Annotated in this window: 15 protein-coding genes; 14 read left to right on the top strand and 1 reads right to left on the bottom strand. The window is 50.0% G+C overall.

Features of this window, described 5'->3' with window-relative positions:
• The first annotated feature begins 2 nt into the window (after positions 1 to 2).
• The 7 genes from AC0YN3_RS03865 to AC0YN3_RS03835 all read left to right on the top strand — a co-directional run bounded on the left by AC0YN3_RS03865 (position 3) and on the right by AC0YN3_RS03835 (position 9,214).
• A complete protein-coding gene (locus AC0YN3_RS03865) occupies positions 3 to 857 on the top strand; it encodes a hypothetical protein (RefSeq protein ID WP_475773774.1) in 855 nt (284 codons plus the stop codon).
• Positions 835 to 2,676 (top strand): FAD-dependent oxidoreductase, encoded by a 1,842-nt coding sequence (locus AC0YN3_RS03860; protein ID WP_475773773.1) that lies wholly within the window; start codon positions 835 to 837, stop codon positions 2,674 to 2,676. The genes AC0YN3_RS03865 and AC0YN3_RS03860 overlap by 23 nt, the downstream gene beginning before the upstream one ends.
• Positions 2,677 to 2,777: 101 nt before the next feature.
• On the top strand, positions 2,778 to 4,199 hold the full coding sequence (locus AC0YN3_RS03855) for an extracellular solute-binding protein (protein ID WP_475773772.1): 1,422 nt from the start codon (positions 2,778 to 2,780) through the stop codon (positions 4,197 to 4,199).
• A 73-nt stretch (positions 4,200 to 4,272) separates the two neighbouring features.
• Positions 4,273 to 5,184: a carbohydrate ABC transporter permease gene (locus AC0YN3_RS03850; protein ID WP_475773771.1), complete on the top strand. Its 912-nt coding sequence runs from the start codon at positions 4,273 to 4,275 to the stop codon at positions 5,182 to 5,184.
• Positions 5,185 to 5,189: 5 nt separating this feature from the next.
• On the top strand, positions 5,190 to 6,515 hold the full coding sequence (locus AC0YN3_RS03845; RefSeq protein ID WP_475773770.1) for a carbohydrate ABC transporter permease: 1,326 nt from the start codon (positions 5,190 to 5,192) through the stop codon (positions 6,513 to 6,515).
• A gap of 26 nt (positions 6,516 to 6,541) precedes the next feature.
• On the top strand, positions 6,542 to 8,467 hold the full coding sequence (locus tag AC0YN3_RS03840; protein WP_475773769.1) for an FAD-dependent oxidoreductase: 1,926 nt from the start codon (positions 6,542 to 6,544) through the stop codon (positions 8,465 to 8,467).
• 120 nt (positions 8,468 to 8,587) lie between these two features.
• Positions 8,588 to 9,214, top strand: a complete 627-nt coding sequence (locus AC0YN3_RS03835; RefSeq protein WP_475773768.1) for an SGNH/GDSL hydrolase family protein — start codon at positions 8,588 to 8,590, stop codon at positions 9,212 to 9,214.
• 208 nt (positions 9,215 to 9,422) lie between these two features.
• On the opposite strand, the gene AC0YN3_RS03830 is transcribed toward AC0YN3_RS03835, so the two are convergent.
• The gene (locus AC0YN3_RS03830; RefSeq protein ID WP_475773767.1) at positions 9,423 to 10,766 is read right to left on the bottom strand and encodes an MATE family efflux transporter; all 1,344 of its coding nucleotides are present in this window, start codon (positions 10,764 to 10,766) and stop codon (positions 9,423 to 9,425) included.
• A gap of 134 nt (positions 10,767 to 10,900) precedes the next feature.
• Here AC0YN3_RS03830 and AC0YN3_RS03825 point away from each other — a divergent pair, with 134 nt between their 5' ends.
• The 7 genes from AC0YN3_RS03825 to AC0YN3_RS03795 all read left to right on the top strand — a co-directional run bounded on the left by AC0YN3_RS03825 (position 10,901) and on the right by AC0YN3_RS03795 (position 15,465).
• The gene (locus AC0YN3_RS03825; RefSeq protein ID WP_475773766.1) at positions 10,901 to 11,581 is read left to right on the top strand and encodes a TetR/AcrR family transcriptional regulator; all 681 of its coding nucleotides are present in this window, start codon (positions 10,901 to 10,903) and stop codon (positions 11,579 to 11,581) included.
• A gap of 169 nt (positions 11,582 to 11,750) precedes the next feature.
• Complete coding sequence (locus AC0YN3_RS03820) at positions 11,751 to 12,056, top strand: PadR family transcriptional regulator (protein WP_475774281.1); 306 nt, start codon at positions 11,751 to 11,753, stop codon at positions 12,054 to 12,056.
• The gene (locus AC0YN3_RS03815) at positions 12,056 to 12,403 is read left to right on the top strand and encodes a DUF1048 domain-containing protein (protein ID WP_475773765.1); all 348 of its coding nucleotides are present in this window, start codon (positions 12,056 to 12,058) and stop codon (positions 12,401 to 12,403) included. The genes AC0YN3_RS03820 and AC0YN3_RS03815 overlap by 1 nt, the downstream gene beginning before the upstream one ends.
• A 9-nt stretch (positions 12,404 to 12,412) precedes the next feature.
• Positions 12,413 to 12,763 (top strand): DUF1048 domain-containing protein, encoded by a 351-nt coding sequence (locus AC0YN3_RS03810; protein ID WP_475773764.1) that lies wholly within the window; start codon positions 12,413 to 12,415, stop codon positions 12,761 to 12,763.
• Between the two features lie 15 nt (positions 12,764 to 12,778).
• Positions 12,779 to 13,537, top strand: coding sequence for an ABC transporter ATP-binding protein (locus AC0YN3_RS03805; protein ID WP_475773763.1), 759 nt, complete (start codon positions 12,779 to 12,781; stop codon positions 13,535 to 13,537).
• Positions 13,537 to 14,304 carry an ABC transporter permease gene (locus AC0YN3_RS03800; RefSeq protein ID WP_475773762.1) on the top strand — a complete coding sequence of 256 codons (768 nt, stop codon included), beginning with the start codon at positions 13,537 to 13,539 and terminating at the stop codon, positions 14,302 to 14,304. The genes AC0YN3_RS03805 and AC0YN3_RS03800 overlap by 1 nt, the downstream gene beginning before the upstream one ends.
• A gap of 291 nt (positions 14,305 to 14,595) precedes the next feature.
• Positions 14,596 to 15,465, top strand: coding sequence for an AraC family transcriptional regulator (locus AC0YN3_RS03795; RefSeq protein ID WP_475773761.1), 870 nt, complete (start codon positions 14,596 to 14,598; stop codon positions 15,463 to 15,465).
• Positions 15,466 to 15,503 lie beyond the last annotated feature (38 nt).

Below are 15,503 nucleotides of genomic sequence, written 5' to 3'. Positions count from 1 at the left end.
CATTGAAGAGGGAATGGCAAGATCGCTATAAGTCGCTGATCTGCGGCGCTACTTTCAGCGGAATCGGGGCGGCGTTGGCGATGCCGGAGACAACCTTGGTGGTCGAACGATCCTCAGCGGTGGGGCAAGAGTATATCGAGAGCTTTAACCCCGGACGAAATGAGGGATTGCTCTCGCTGTCTGAATTCGGGCATTCGTTCGTCGAAGAGCTTAAGCAACGCAATTTGATGGAAGAAGCCTTCCAGCCGATTCACCTGCCGGGCGTTCATCCGGTCCTCTGTCAAAGACTGCTGAATGCCCGGGTCCAGGTTTCGTTGCTGACGGAGATTGTTCAGATCCGGAAGCTTTCCGCAGGCTTCGAAGTTGATATATACAATGCTTCCGGCATCCGCACGGTAACGGTCGATCGCGTCCTGGATACAACCACGAGCCGAGTATCCAGGCTAGCGGATCGTTTCCTGCCTGCCCGGCGACGATTAAACGCGTATATTCACGCCGATATGGCTGAACAGGTATTGCCCGCGGTTAGCAATCCGAAGGTGGAGCTCGTTCAAGGCCGTTTCACCTCGGAGCATATCGTCAAATGGACGCTGGAAGCGGACGACGATTGGCCTGCGTCAAGAAACGGTCTATTAAGCTATTGGCGGAACCGTCCAAACGAGCTTATTCCCTGGACGATCGCGGCCATCGCCTCCGTCTTCGAGTGCGAAACGCCGCGAGGCTTGCAATTTCTCATGGACGACTGGTTCTGGCTCCCGTCGGAAGGGTACGGACATCCGGCTGAAGCCCTTGACCAAGGCTATTTACACCGATTGAGAATGGAGGGAGAGCCGAATGGAGATCTCCAGATGGCATAGCGATGGCACGGTCAACCGGTCACCATTCGAAGGAGCTTATGCGGGCTGCTATGATGTCATCGTAGCAGGTGTCGGGACAGCAGGTGCGATCGCGGCGATCACCGCCGCCAGACAAGGGCTGAAGGTTCTTGCGGTCGAGCGTCTGCATGGGATGGGCGGCATGGGAACGGCGGGGGCCGTTTGGAGCTATTATTTCGGGTCAAGGGGCGGCTTGTTCGAGAGCCTGGACGAGCAGGCGTTGGCGCTTGCTGCCGAATGCTTTACCCCTTCCCAAGGAGTGAACGGTGAAGCCAAGATGGTCGTGATGGAGCAAGAAGCGATTCAGCTTGGTGTCGATCTCCGGTACGAAAGCACGATCATTGGCGTCCTCATGCGGGGCAACCGGGTATGCGGAATCGAATGGATTTCCGCGGAAGGCAGATTCGCGGCGGAAAGTGAAGTCGTGATCGATTGCACTGGGGATGCGCACGTTAGCGTGCACGCGGGAGCAGGAATGTGCGTCGGCCGCCCGATGGACGGCCAGACGCAGCCTTTCTCAAACGTATGGCTGCAGCTGGAGAACGGACAGGTGAGCTTCCGGCATACCGATTCGGGTTATGTAGATCAAGGAGATGCGTTAGGTCTTTCGAGAGAGATTCTTGCGTCCGCCACCGTCTCCACGCATTTAAAGGCAGTTTATGATGAACGGGACCGATGGCTTCGCCTTGCACCTCTGATCGGAATACGGGAAGGCCGGTTTATCGAGGGAGAAGAACAGGTGACTCTCGAACGTTTCTTGAATGGCTGCCATACGTCGGAGCCCTTGTTTTACGCTTATGCCAATGTAGACATCCACAGCAAGGACATCGCGTTCGAGAGCGAGACTTTGCAGAAATGGACGGTTGCCTGCAGCATGTGGGGACATAAACTATCCGTTCCGATTCCGCTCGGCGCACTTATTCCAAGAGGATTGGAGGGCATGTTGGTCGCAGGCAGGTGTATTGCGGTTGATCATGACTTGGCCACCTGCGTGCGAATGAAACGCGATATGCAAAAAACGGGTGAGGCTGCCGCCTATGCCGCCTATCTCTCCATTACAAGAAAAGTGCCGCTCCGGGAGGTTCCCTATCAGGAACTATCCGAGCGGCTCGCCGCATCGGGTTGTCTGCAGGCAGGGGAGCGCAGCTCGCGTTGGCTCGATCAACCGGGAATGATCAAGGAAGGTTTGTCCAGCGAGCATCCGGGGCTTTCAATATGGTCGGCCGTTAGAATGGGGCAACCGATTCGCGCTGCATTGAAGTCTTGGATGAAGATGGATCGGGACGCTGATCTCAGTAAGCACAGCGCGTTCGCGCTTGCGTTGCTTGGAGATGCCTCGTCCGCTCCGGTGCAGAGAAAAATCGCTTACGATAAGGAACCGTTCGTTCCGCATACTCGTCTCGTCCATAAGCGCAATCATGGACGGGGCTATTCGGCGATTTTTTTATTGGGATTGCTTTCGGACAAGGAGGCGACTGAGGTGCTCTATCGCATATTGGAAGAGCCGACCGAAGCTTTCCCGGAACCGAATCAGAGCGAATCGTCTGAGACGCGTACCGAGGTGCACTTTCAATACGTATCTTTCGCCATGACTGCATTGGCAAGAATCGGGGATCTCCACTCCGATACGCGGAACGATACGGCCGAAGCTTATCGCAAGCTGCTGCAAAGGGAGGACTTTCGACTTGATCTGACCCTGCCTGGCGCGCCTCATATTACGTATGCGATGCTACCTAAGCTTCGATTGGCAGCTAAACAAACGATCCTTCGATGGGAGATGGCATGGCCGTTCGAGAGGTGAGATTTTCATATTAATCTGGTTAAGTATTTCTATTCAGTAAGCGGTCGCAGCCCGTTATGATGAAGGGGTACAACAACCACACTTCACAGGAGGTTTATGGAATGAAGCATGATAGGGGTTCTAAACAAAAACGGGTTGCGCTGTTAACAATGTCTTTGGCTTTTGGTTTGCTTGCGGCATGCGGTTCCAACAATGGGAACGATTCGGCTGCCGAGTCGACTGCACAGCCGAGCAGCAGCGCTCCGGCGGCGAATTCGACAGAGCCATCAAAAGAGGAGGCTATCGTCGAGATTACGGTCTGGGATAAGCCTGCACCAGATGCTTCGACTAAAGTGGTCACCAAAGAACTGCAGGCCAAATTCGACGCCGCGCATCCGAGCATCAAGGTCATTCACCAGGACGAGACGCAAACTCCCGAGAAATTTTTGGCAGCGGTTGCAGGCGGGGAACAGCCAGATGTGTTCCGGCCTTCATTCCCCAAGATGCAAGAGTACGTTCAAGCGGGCATTGTAGCGGATATTACGGATTTAATCAACGGCTCCCCTGACAAGGAGCGCTTCATCGATGGTGCCTTCAACATGGCTACCAGAGACGGAAAAATCTATGGCGTACCCCTTTCGATGTATTCGACAGGCGTGTATTACAACAAAAAGCTGTTCGAGAACGCCGGAATTACGAATCTTCCGACCACTTGGGATGAATTCGCCGCAACGGCCAAAACCGTTCAAGAGAAAAATCCGGGAACCGTCGGTTTCGATATTCTCGGCATGGACTGGGGCGACTGGCACTTCGAGTATTACGTCTGGCAGGCAGGCGGAGACTTGACGGAGCTGCAACCGGATGGAACGGTCAAGCTTACCTTCACTTCGGATGCTACCGTTAAAGCGCTGCAATATTATAAAGATTTGAAGTGGACGCACAAAGTCGTCCAAAGCAATGTTCTACAGTCTTATGAAGAGAATAACAAGGATTTCTACAGCGGCAAATCAGCAATGATACTTGGAGCGTCCGATGCTTACAACACCTTCGTCGGCCAAGGAATGGATCCAAACGTGATCGGCTTCATGCCTTACCCGGTTGGACCCGCAGGTGTAGGACCATCCCAGGTAGGCGGCAGCTTCTGGGCCATCAGCCCGTCGGCATCCCCGGAGAAGAGGCAAGCGGCCTTCGACTACATCATGTTCATGTCATCCCAAGAAGCCTTTGAGACCAGGCTGCAGTTCAATAAAGACAACGGTCTGGGCATCAATCCGTTCACCGTCGTCAAGGACGTGGATCTATCGAATTATGTCGAGGGAATGCCTGCTGATTTCTTAAGCGCCATTCGCAAGGCAGCTGAGACACAGCAGTTGGAATACTACTTGAAGTCGAGTCTGAGTCCTTACGTTGTAAAGCCGATTCAGAAGGTTCTGCTTGACAAGAATGCAGATCCGATGACAGAGCTGAAAGCTGCGGAACAATTGGCGCAGAAGGAAGTTATCGACAAGTACAACAAGGATATTCTAAGCAAATCTAGCAAATAATAATAGATGATGATGATGTTGGGGTTTCCGACATGGAGAACCCAACATCTAGTCTTTTAAAGGCGGTGAAAAGATGAAGCTCGAATCCATTACTCCCTTAAAGACCCTTCAAACCAAAAGGAATCCTTTCCGAATTCGGTGGACGCCGGTCTTGTTTCTACTGCCATCCGTTATCGTCTTCATCGTGTTTAAATATTATCTGATCTTCTCGGCCGTTCAAATCAGCTTATTTAATTACGATATTATAAATCCGCCCGGCAAGTTCGTAGGGTTGGAGAATTATTTCGTCTTTCTGAAGACGTCGACGTTTTGGCTTGCGTTGAAAAATACCTTTATTATCTTCCTGTTGTCCGTTGCGCTAACGTTCTGGGTTCCTATCGTTCAAGCGCTATTCCTTAGCGAGATTCGCAAGGCGAACGCGGTGTATCGGGTACTGTATCAGATTCCGAGCATTCTGCCGGTCGTGGCAGGTGCGCTGCTATGGAAGTGGATGTATAACCCCGATAGCGGGTTGTTCAATTACTTGCTCGGCAAGATCGGGCTCGGTCCTTACGGCTGGCTCAACGATATTGCCATGACCAAGTTCGCGATTGTCCTGCCGGGGTTCTTTGCTAGCGGCGGAATTGGCGTTTTGCTTTACTACGCCGCAATCAAGTCGATCCCTTCGGAATTATTCGAATCGGCCAAGATCGATGGATGCGGCCCGTGGCGCCGTATCCTGTTCCTCGTGCTTCCCAACATCCGATTCGTCATTCTGATTCAGTTCATCTCGTTTATGTCAGGCGCGCTGCTTGCGTTCGATAATATCTTCATTCTGACGAGGGGCGGCCCGGCAGATGCTTCGCTCGTCGTATCCTTGCTCATTCAGCGTTCCGCCTTTGAACAATCGAATTTCGGAATGTCGGCCGCTCTGTCATTCTTCATGTTTCTTGTCATTGCCTTGCTGACGGTCATTCAATTCAAGCTGCAAAGGGAGGAGAACTGATTCGCATGAAACTTAACCGCATCTCAGAAAAAGGTGAGAAGGGACTGAAGATCACCTCCTATGTCGTGACGATCTTTTTTCTCGTGTTCGGCACGCTGCCTCTCGTATGGCTGCTCCTCACTTCCATCATGGACAACGAGTCGATTCAATCTTCTACGCCTAAGTTTCTTCCGGACGTGCCGCATTCCATCACCGTCACGCTAGATTTCACAGGCGTTGACAACGGGGAAGAGAGCTTCTACAAGAAAGAAGCGATGGAGGCGACCTGGTTCCCCTGGGCGTCATTAATTCGCAATAATATAGGCGAGATTATCGTAAAGGGGACGAAGGACGGCAAGCAGCTGTTCCGGGCCAAGACTACTTCGGCTCAATTCTACGTGGGCCAGATGTCTATCGTCCCTACCCGGATCGTCAACGACAAGGTGATGAAGCTAAAGCTAGCGACCATCGCGGAGCGGAAGCTGAGCGATTTCGTATGGTATGGATCGGAGACTAAGCCAGCTAAAGCGCAGGCACTCTCATCCGATCATGAGGTGGCGAATCTCTATCGCGATTTCTTCTTGTCTCATGACGTGTTAGCCGGGAAAATAACAAGCATCGAGCATTCCCGTAATTCGCTAAGGCTGTTCGACAGCTTCGCAAGCTTACAGCAGATAGCGTTTGGGAAAGCGGGCGATTTTGGGTTCTACCGTTATTTTATGAACAGCGGAATTGTCACGTTCACCGTCATCGTCTGGCAGCTGATCTTCGCTGGCATCGGCAGCTATGCCTTGTCCCAGCTCATCCGCAGCAGCCGCCTAAGATTCACTCTGTTGATGTTCTTCCTTGCGACGATTATGATTCCAGGGGTATCGATCCTGATTCCCCAATATATCCTGATAAAGAACATGCATCTGAGCGACTCCCTGTGGGCCATTATCCTGCCGCATTTCGCATGGGGCTTCGTAATCTTCCTATTCAAGGGCTTCTTCGATCAATTGCCGAAGGAATTGCTGCAGGCGGCACGGATCGATGGAGCGACGGAATTCAGTATCTTCTTCCGGATTGTCATACCAATGTCGATCCCTGTATTCACCATTGTGGGGGTCATGACCTTTGTCCCCGTATGGAATGAATTCATGTGGCCTTATATTGTAACGAAATCGCCGGAGCATTGGACGTTCCCGGTCGCGATGAATGATATGCAGCAGACGACAGACCGGAATACCATCGTACGGCCCAACCTAATCAGTGCGAGCGGAGTCCTCTCTCTGATCCCACTGGTGATCTTGTTCATTTCCACGCAACGTTTCGTTGAGAAAGGGATTAATTTTACCGGAATTAAGGGCTAATAACCACTTGAAGGAGCAGAGGGCAAATGAGAAGCTATGAAGTTGTCATATACGGAGCGACTCCGGGCGGAATCGGAGCAGCGCTCGGAGCGGCGAGGCAGGGTCGGCGGACCTTGCTCTTGGAGCCGACGGATCATCTAGGAGGAATGCTGACAAGCGGATTAGGAAGAACCGATATTCTCTCCCATGATGCATTCGGCGCCGTGTTCCGTGAGTTTGCCGATCGCGTGCATGCCTATTACCGTGATCGGTACGGCGAAGAATCCGTTCAGGTCAAGGAATGCAATAAAGGATTGTTTTTCGAGCCTTCAGTCGCAATGCGCATCCTGCTTGAGATGACAAGCAAGGAAAATCTTCTTCAGTTCCACATGAGCGCGGTGCTGAAAGCCGTTCATGTTGAAGGCAACCGCTTGCTAGGCATTTGCGTACAAACGGATGCAGGGGAATCGGAGATCGAAGGCGCTGTGTTCGTGGATGGGACTTATGAGGGCGATCTTGCCGAGATGGCAGGAGCTCCTTATCGGCTGGGACGTGAATCCAGGGAAGAATGGAACGAAGAATATGCCGGAAAGCTGTACATGAATTTTGACGAGACCAAGGAAGTTTATCCTGGCAGCACTGGCGAGGGGGATGACCGGATACAAGCATATAATTACCGATTGTGCCTGACCCAGAACCGGGATAATTTCATTGCGATTACCAAGCCCCAAAAGTATGTCCGCGAGGACTATTCCACCTTGGCAACCGATATTGCGGAGCAACGCGTCAACTCCATTCGCGATGTAATTAATATTTTGACCGTGCCTAACGGCAAGACAGACTGCAATAACCACCATTATTGCATGTGCTCGACAGATCTCCCCGAGGAGAATACGGCATATGCGAATGGAGATCGAGAGACGAGGGAGCAATTCTCCAAGCGCCAAATCCAATATGTGCAGGGACTGCTCTGGTTTATCCAGCACGATGAGGATCTGCCGGAGGAATTTCGCAAAGATGCGCTAAGCTGGGGCTATGCGGCTGACGAGTTTATCGATTACGATTATTTCCCCCCTCAGCTATATGTGCGTGAAGCCAGACGGATACTGGGAGAATATACGTTTACAGAAAATGATGCAAGGCTGGCTCCAGGTCTGGAGCGTGCGCCAATTCAGTTCGACAGCATCGCTATAGGGGATTATCCCATTGATTCCCATGCGGTGAAAAAACGCGAGCCGGAAGGTCAACATAAAGCGCTTGAGGGGTTTCTCGGCCTCAATTGGCTTTCGGAGATCTATCAAATTCCGTACGGCGTTATTGTCCCGCAAGGAATTGACGGCTTGCTTGTCCCAGTCGCCGTATCGGCAACGCATATGGGGTTCGGAACCATTCGGATGGAGCCATGCTGGATGCAGCTCGGCTTTGCAGCAGGCATAGCGGCGGACCTTGCGATCACAAGGGATACGGATGTGCGACTTGTACCTATCGATGCTTTACAGATCAGCTTGCTTGACAGGGAGCAGCGTATTACCTACTTCGAGGATGCGGCCTGGGATCATCCTGCGAGGCAGGCGGCGGAATACTTTGGAACGAAGGGACTTTTCACTACTTATGCTGCCGGATTGGATGATCCGATACCGCTATCCGAGGCATCTAAGGTTATCGCATGGGTACGCTCCATACCAGGATGCCGCGTCTTGCCCGTGCTTCCGGCAACGGGCAGCCTCATTCCAGTCGGTATGGATATGGGGCCAAGGCTGCCATTGAAGGAAGCAAACCCTCGGGATTACTGGCGTGACCGGCCATTATTAACTGGAGCTATGATGGCCCAATGGATTAGAGTGGCTACAAGAGTGTTTGGCATCTCCGGCGGGGAGGACCTCGATGAGAAGCTTAACCACGAATCCCGCGTCACAAGAGGAGCGTTTATTAACCGCCTCTATATGCTCATACGTAAGGTTCAGCAAGTATAATGATGGTTTTATTGAAAAAGACGATACAGCCCTCGCTATATTGAGGCAGCTGTATCTTTTCATATATTCTGAAACCGGCAATAAACCTATTTGAAACGATAGTGAGAATGGAGCATTCAATTGAAAGAATCGGGTAGATGGTTAGGAAAAAGCTGGGCCACGCTTGGAGACAGCATCAGCGCGGCCAATGGGTATCAACCGCTGGTATGTGCCAACGTCGGTTTTGGAAATGTGGTGAATCTCGCAGTTAGCGGTTGTCCGATGTCAGCTGGCGGAGACCGCGACTACGGCGCTACCGTATATGCGGGCCGTACATTAAAGGAAATGCCTGACTGCATAACGATTTATGCGGGAACCAACGATTTCAGGCTCGATAAGCCACTGGGAAACATTGAAGAACGGGACATTCATACGTTTTGTGGTGCCTACGCGACATTGATTGAAGAGCTGTTAATACGCAGGCCTGATACCCGTCTAAATTTGTGGACCCCGCTTCAGCGGGATAAGGACGGATGGGATACAACCTTCATTAACGGTGCGGGCTTCTGCTTGCCTGAATACGCCGATGCGGTTCGCAATATCGGTGCATATTATGCGTTGCCTGTACTTGACCTGTATGCCGAAAGCGGCATAAACAGATTAACTTTGGATTATTTCACCCATGACCGGCTGCATCCCAACGAGGCGGGCTTTCAGCGGATTGCAGCGCGATGGCTATCCCTTTCCTGGAGCGAATTTGAACGGTAATTATTTTAATGCAGTGTAGGAGTTTGCTAACATTATCAATCAGAAAGAACGATAAAGTTATCCTGACTCACGTAACGCAGAGATCAATTCCTCCGTCAGGCGATTCCGTTAATGTCAATCACTTTTATTATTGTCCGTATAGTTAAAAAAGGCAGGATCGGGGAATGCCCTGATTCTGCCTTTTTGCGTGTTGTAAGTTTATTAGGTACTAAACGATCAGGTCCGGCTGCAATTTGTTGCGTAAAACATATAGCATGATGGCACCAACAAGGAACGCGACGGCATCCGCAATGACGAGCGACCAGATCACCCCGTGGAAGCCATTCATTTGATTCGCGAAATACATTACAGGAATCAAAGTAATTCCTTGAATAACTGACATAATAAACGCAGCCGTTCCTTGCGCCGTTGCTTGGAAGATCCCCGTAAACAACGTGGTCATTCCCGTAATGAACAAGGATAAGAATGTCACATGCAGAATGTAGCTGCCCATTGCAATTAATTGCGGATCATTCGTAAATAAACCAATTAAGTGGTCGGAAATCAGATAGACGATGACGCCGAATACGACCGCTAACGTCACAATAGTTTTGATTGTAAACCCGATGGTATGCTTCATCCGTAATTTATTCGCTGTAAATGAAAAGGCAATCAACGGCACGACTCCCTCGCATAAACCCATCAGAATAAACTCGGGAAATTGCAATAAACGTGATGAAATTCCGTAAGCAGCCACGGCCGAATCCCCATACTCAATCAGAAAATGGTTAAAGATGAGCGACATTGCGCCTAAAAAGATGCTCATAATGAAGATAGGAACTCCGATTTTGAATACATTGCTCAAAATGTCCTTGGTAGCCTTGAACCATTTTATGGAGACAGTCAAGAATTGGCTCTTATACCTTATATGGTAGGCGAAGTATGCACTCGCCACCAAGTTAGAAATGACCGTAGCAGACGCTACGCCGATGACGTCCCAATGGAGCACGAAGATGGCTACCGCATCGAGAATAATATTTACAACAACGCTTAGAATCATACCGATCATTGATGTTATGGCTGATCCTTCCGAGCGGACGATATTTTCCAGCGTGAAAAATAATACGACAAATGGTGAACCGATAAGCATAATCGTGACATAGTCTTTCGTGAATCCGAAGGAATCAGCTGTCGCCCCAAGGCTATGGACGATTGAATCGATCAAAGGAAGGCCGACGGCTAACACAATTAGACCGAAAACTAAACTGCTATAAAAGGCGAATGAAGACACATGCTTTACGTCATCATATTGTTTCTCTCCCAGCAAACGGGAAATGAATGTACCGCTGCCCATGCCAATCAGGTTGCCTAGCGCCATAATAATCGCGAACAGCGGCAAGGTTAGCGCGAGTGCGGTCAGCATGGCAGTATTATGGAGCGTACCAAGGAAATAGGCATTCAAGATGGAATAAATGACACTCATCGACGTGCCTAGCATCATCGGTACAGCGAAGTGAGCTACGGCTTTTGCAATCGGTGCTTTTTCAAAGTAATGGAGGTTTTCTGCATCCATGCGGGTCACCACTTTCATTTTTATGATTTACTGTCTAACAGTGTTAGGTTGTACCTTACAGTGTTAGATGATATCATGAACCTATGGACCTGTAAAGCACAATCTTACACTGTTAGATAAAAGGGCGGATAACAATGAAAAAACAGCAGCCTCAAATTTCGGAGGATAAGATTTTGGAAGCTTCGTGGGAGCTTCTGCGAGAGGAGGGCATCGAGAAATTCAGTATGAGAAGATTGGCCGACAGGCTAGGGATTCAAGCACCCTCTCTGTACTGGTACTTCAAGAGCAAACAGAATCTGTATCAGCGCCTGGCCAATCAGGTATCAAAAGTGATTCTGGAGGAGTTTCACTCCGTAGGGGACTGGAAGGAACAGCTGACGGAGCTTGCGTTAACCGTACGGAACGTGCTCAGCCGATATCCCTGCTCCACGCAGCTTATGATGATGACGCTGCCCCACGAACCGGATATCATCCGGTTCACCAACCGAATGCTGCTCTGCGTAGAATCGACGGCGCTTGAGCAAGCGCAAAAAATACAAGTGGTTACTACGCTTGTGAATTATGTCTTCTACTTCGTTCTAGATCATTATCAGCATGAACGTAATGTCTCGGCTGTCCTTGAGGACCAGGGCGCGCTGCCGGGAGAAGCGTTGATTCAAGTTCTGGACTCGATGAGCGAGACGGATGCGGGACTGTTCAGGAGGATGTTCACGAACGGGCTATTCGAGCTGATGGGGACCGACGGGGCGTTTGAGTTCGGATTAAAGCTGATTGTGCTTGGGATTGAGCAGGTGATCAAGGAACAGGAAAAATAGAATGTACGGAACCGCTCATCTGGTTATTGGATGAGCGGTTTTTACATTAACAGAACAAAAGCTATTGACATCCTAGCTACTACGTTATACTATGTAGAGGTAGTAAGTAACACTTGATACCAGTCATACAGAATAGCAAGGAGTGATTGTGCTGGAAAACCTAACGGAAATGCTTAAAGGGGCGCTTGAGGGCTGTGTCCTTGAAATTATAGGCCGCAATGAAACCTACGGATATGAAATCACCCGGCGGCTGAACGCTCTCGGCTTTACAGACGTTGTAGAGGGAACGGTGTACACCATTCTGATCCGGCTTGAAAAAAACAAGTTAGTGGAGATTACCAAGAAGCCCTCCGACATGGGACCTCCTCGAAAGTTTTTCGCAATCAACGACGCGGGGCGCAAGGAACTACGGAAGTTCTGGGAAAAATGGGCTTTCGTATCATCCAAAATTAATGAGTTAAAGGAGAACAACTAATGAATTTTTGGGAAAAAATCACCGGTAGTGACATGACTAAAGAATTTAAAAAATTCGAATCGCGAGCCAAGAAGCTGCCAGCTGATTATCAAGCGGCTTGGGAAAAGATTAATGCCAATCTTTGGTCGCATTCAGATTTCAGCGGCCGCAACCTTATGCCGATTCTTGACGGTGTACTTGGCCTGCTCGAAGAAACGGCGTCAGACGGTCAGAGTGTCCATGAGGTTTTGGGCGACGATATCAAAGGCTTCTGTTCGGCGCTGGCAGGCGAAGAAGGGGCAAAGTCTTTTCGCGACAAGTGGCGCAAGCAACTCAACAATAATATTGCTAAAAAATTAGGTAAATAGGAGGGTAATATGAGCATACGAGATATTATCGAAGGCAAAAAAGAGTGGCGAGCGCATGTGGCGCGTGTCAAAGCGCTACCGCAGGATTATCAGTTTGTTTATAAAGAGATTCAGAAATATCTCTTTAAGGTCGGCCCTGTTGAGCTAACCGACGGAATGGGTTTGCTCTCGGGTCTTATCGATCTTTTTGAAGAAGGCGCGGCCTTGGGAAAAGGCGTGCTCGAAGTAACGGGCAGTGACGTAGCGGCTTTCTGCGACGATCTAATCAAGGATTCAAAAACGTACGCTGACATTTATCAAGAATCTGTTGAACAAAAAGTGAATAAAGCCCTGAAAAACGCAACGGATAAAAAAAAGTAAAAGGGGAAAATCGGGATGGAAAAAGCAATTGAAGTAAAAAGACTGCAAAAGTCATACAAACAGCTTCAAGTGCTAAAGGACGTAAATTTGGAAGTGGAGCAAGGCCGTATTTTTGCCCTCCTCGGCTCCAATGGCGCGGGCAAGACAACCGTGGTCAAAATCCTCACTACGCTGCTTAAGCCAGATAGCGGATCCGTTACCGTAAATGGATTCGACGTTTCGTCCAACCCCGACCATGTGCGGCAGGCGATCAGTCTAACCGGGCAATTTGCCGCCGTGGATGAAGTGTTGACCGGACGGGAAAATCTAATCATGATCGCAAAGCTAAGATACCTCAAAAATCCACGTCAGGCCGCTGACGAATTGCTTAATCGTTTTGGTCTGTCAGAGGCTGCCGACCGAAAAGCGTCTACTTATTCAGGCGGAATGCGCCGCCGTCTCGACATCGCCCTGAGTCTCGTGGGGAAACCGCGGATCGTGTTCCTTGACGAGCCGACAACCGGACTTGACCCCGAGGCACGCATCGAGGTTTGGAAGATGGTGAAGGAGCTTGCCGCTGGAGGTACGACGATATTTCTCACGACGCAGTATTTGGAGGAGGCGGAGCAGCTTGCCGACCGCATTGCGATTCTTCACGACGGCAGGATTATTGCGAGCGGCACGCTCTCGGAGCTGAAAAAGCTGTTCCCGCATGCGAAGGTGGAGTATGTTGAAAAACAGCCCTCATTGGAAGAGGTCTTCCTAGCAATCATCGGCAAGAAGGAGGCCAAATAATGGAGGCGGTAAAAAAGCATTTTTTTAACGATTTAGGCGTTATGCTTGGTCGCTCTATGCGCCATATTTCCCGAAGCTTAGACACTATCGTCACGGTATGCATCACTCCAATTGCGATGATGCTGTTGTTCGTCTATGTGTTTGGCGGCGCAATTCAGACCGGTACGGATAACTATGTGAACTACCTGCTGCCCGGTATCCTGCTGATTGCGATTGCAAGCGGAATATCTTATACGGCATACCGCTTGTTTTTGGATAAGCAACGGGGCATTATCGAGCGGTTCCACTCTATGCCGATTTCGCGTTCCGCCGTGCTCTGGGGGCATGTTCTGACCTCGGTAGTATCCAATTTCATTTCTGTTATGGTTATCATACTCGTAGCACTCATTATGGGTTTCCGCTCGTCGTCAGGGGTGCTGCCCTGGCTTGCCGTAGCCGGTATACTCGTACTGTTTACGCTTGCTTTGACTTGGGTCGCGGCGATTGCCGGACTGTCCGCAAAATCGGTCGAAGGCGCAAGCGCGTTTTCCTATCCGCTTATCTTCCTGCCATTCATCAGCTCGGCGTTTGTACCGACCGAATCGATGCCGACTGTCGTTCGCGTCTTTGCTGAAAATCAGCCTGTGACTTCGATCGTGGAAGCCATTCGTGCGCTGCTGTCAGGTCAGCCGGTAGGCCATGATATATGGGTCGCTCTTGCATGGTGCATCGGAATCACGCTCGTGGCATATATGTTTGCGATGAAGGCGTATAAGAAGCGTATGTGAAATCGTGAAAGAAGGAACTGCGCACAGCGCCAAAAGCGCTGTGGGGCTTTTGGCGCTGTTAGCTTTACCGCTTCCAATTGATCTTATTTCATTAAGCTATCGGATAACGTTAGCGTAAAAACAATGAGTAGCCTGCCGCGGCAGCTGCTCATTGTTTTTCTGTTACAGCATTCCTACCAGACTTATCTTCTGTTCACCGAGCTGAGAATGACCCTGCAGAATGGTGCACATAATGTCGGGAAGGCAATTACCTTCTCAGCTATGCTTTGAGTAACGAGGGGAGGCGATATCATGGATACGCTGGCGCAACTGAATAAAGCTTTAATCTATATTGAGGATAATCTTACCGAGCGTGTGGACTATCAGGAGGCAGCGAAAATTGCCTGCTGTTCAGAATATCATTTTACAAGGATGTTCTCGTTCCTTTCCGGATTTACACTATCGGAATACATCCGCCGAAGACGCCTGACTTTGGCCGCACTCGAGCTAAGCCACAGCGACATCAAGATCATCGATGCTGCGATGAAATACGGATATACCTCGCCGGATTCCTTTGCCAGGGCTTTCCAAAGCATGCATGGGATTACTCCCTCGGAAGCCCGAATCCACGGACAGTCCCTGAAAGCCTTCCCCCGGATGACGTTTCAACTGACGATCAAAGGAGGAAGTGAAATGAACTACCGAATTGAAGACAAAGACGCTTTTCGCATCGTGGGGATCAAAAAAAGAGTACCAATCGTATTTCAAGGAGTGAATCCGGAAATTGCGTCGATGTTTGAGGGACTCACCCCAGAAATCATTGATAAGATTAAGAGCTTTTCGAATGTACAACCTTCAGGACTGATCAGTGCTTCCACGAATTTCAGTGAAGGACGGCTTGAGGAGAAGGGAGAGCTCGATCATTACATCGGGGCGGCCACAACGAAAGATGGAGAGGGTTTCGCACAGCTGGAGGTGCAAGCCTCCACATGGGCTGTATTCACAGCCGTCGGTCCTTATCCAAGCGCGCTTCAAGAAATCTGGGGGCGCATCTACTCAGAGTGGTTCCCATCCGCGGAATATGAGCTAAGCGAAGGACCCGAAATGCTCTGGAATGAGCACAAAGATTTGACATCGCCGCAATTTAAAAGCGAAATATGGATACCTATTATAAAGAAATAAGCAGCGTTTGTTGAAATCGCATGTATGGTACCACTAGC

The sequence above is a fragment of the Paenibacillus sp. J22R232 genome (assembly GCF_056269165.1).
This window is presented reverse-complemented; position numbering and strand designations above follow the sequence as displayed.

What these genes read in the sequence shown, in the direction of transcription:
- AC0YN3_RS03860 (WP_475773773.1), top strand. Translation starts at nt 835, where the DNA reads ATGGAGATCTCCAGATGGCATAGCGATGGCACGGTCAACCGGTCACCA.
- AC0YN3_RS03855 (WP_475773772.1), top strand. Translation starts at nt 2,778, where the DNA reads ATGAAGCATGATAGGGGTTCTAAACAAAAACGGGTTGCGCTGTTAACA.
- AC0YN3_RS03850 (WP_475773771.1), top strand. Translation starts at nt 4,273, where the DNA reads ATGAAGCTCGAATCCATTACTCCCTTAAAGACCCTTCAAACCAAAAGG.
- AC0YN3_RS03845 (WP_475773770.1), top strand. Translation starts at nt 5,190, where the DNA reads ATGAAACTTAACCGCATCTCAGAAAAAGGTGAGAAGGGACTGAAGATC.
- AC0YN3_RS03840 (WP_475773769.1), top strand. Translation starts at nt 6,542, where the DNA reads ATGAGAAGCTATGAAGTTGTCATATACGGAGCGACTCCGGGCGGAATC.
- AC0YN3_RS03830 (WP_475773767.1), bottom strand. Translation starts at nt 10,766, where the DNA reads ATGGATGCAGAAAACCTCCATTACTTTGAAAAAGCACCGATTGCAAAA.
- AC0YN3_RS03825 (WP_475773766.1), top strand. Translation starts at nt 10,901, where the DNA reads ATGAAAAAACAGCAGCCTCAAATTTCGGAGGATAAGATTTTGGAAGCT.
- AC0YN3_RS03820 (WP_475774281.1), top strand. Translation starts at nt 11,751, where the DNA reads ATGCTTAAAGGGGCGCTTGAGGGCTGTGTCCTTGAAATTATAGGCCGC.
- AC0YN3_RS03815 (WP_475773765.1), top strand. Translation starts at nt 12,056, where the DNA reads ATGAATTTTTGGGAAAAAATCACCGGTAGTGACATGACTAAAGAATTT.
- AC0YN3_RS03810 (WP_475773764.1), top strand. Translation starts at nt 12,413, where the DNA reads ATGAGCATACGAGATATTATCGAAGGCAAAAAAGAGTGGCGAGCGCAT.
- AC0YN3_RS03805 (WP_475773763.1), top strand. Translation starts at nt 12,779, where the DNA reads ATGGAAAAAGCAATTGAAGTAAAAAGACTGCAAAAGTCATACAAACAG.
- AC0YN3_RS03800 (WP_475773762.1), top strand. Translation starts at nt 13,537, where the DNA reads ATGGAGGCGGTAAAAAAGCATTTTTTTAACGATTTAGGCGTTATGCTT.
- AC0YN3_RS03795 (WP_475773761.1), top strand. Translation starts at nt 14,596, where the DNA reads ATGGATACGCTGGCGCAACTGAATAAAGCTTTAATCTATATTGAGGAT.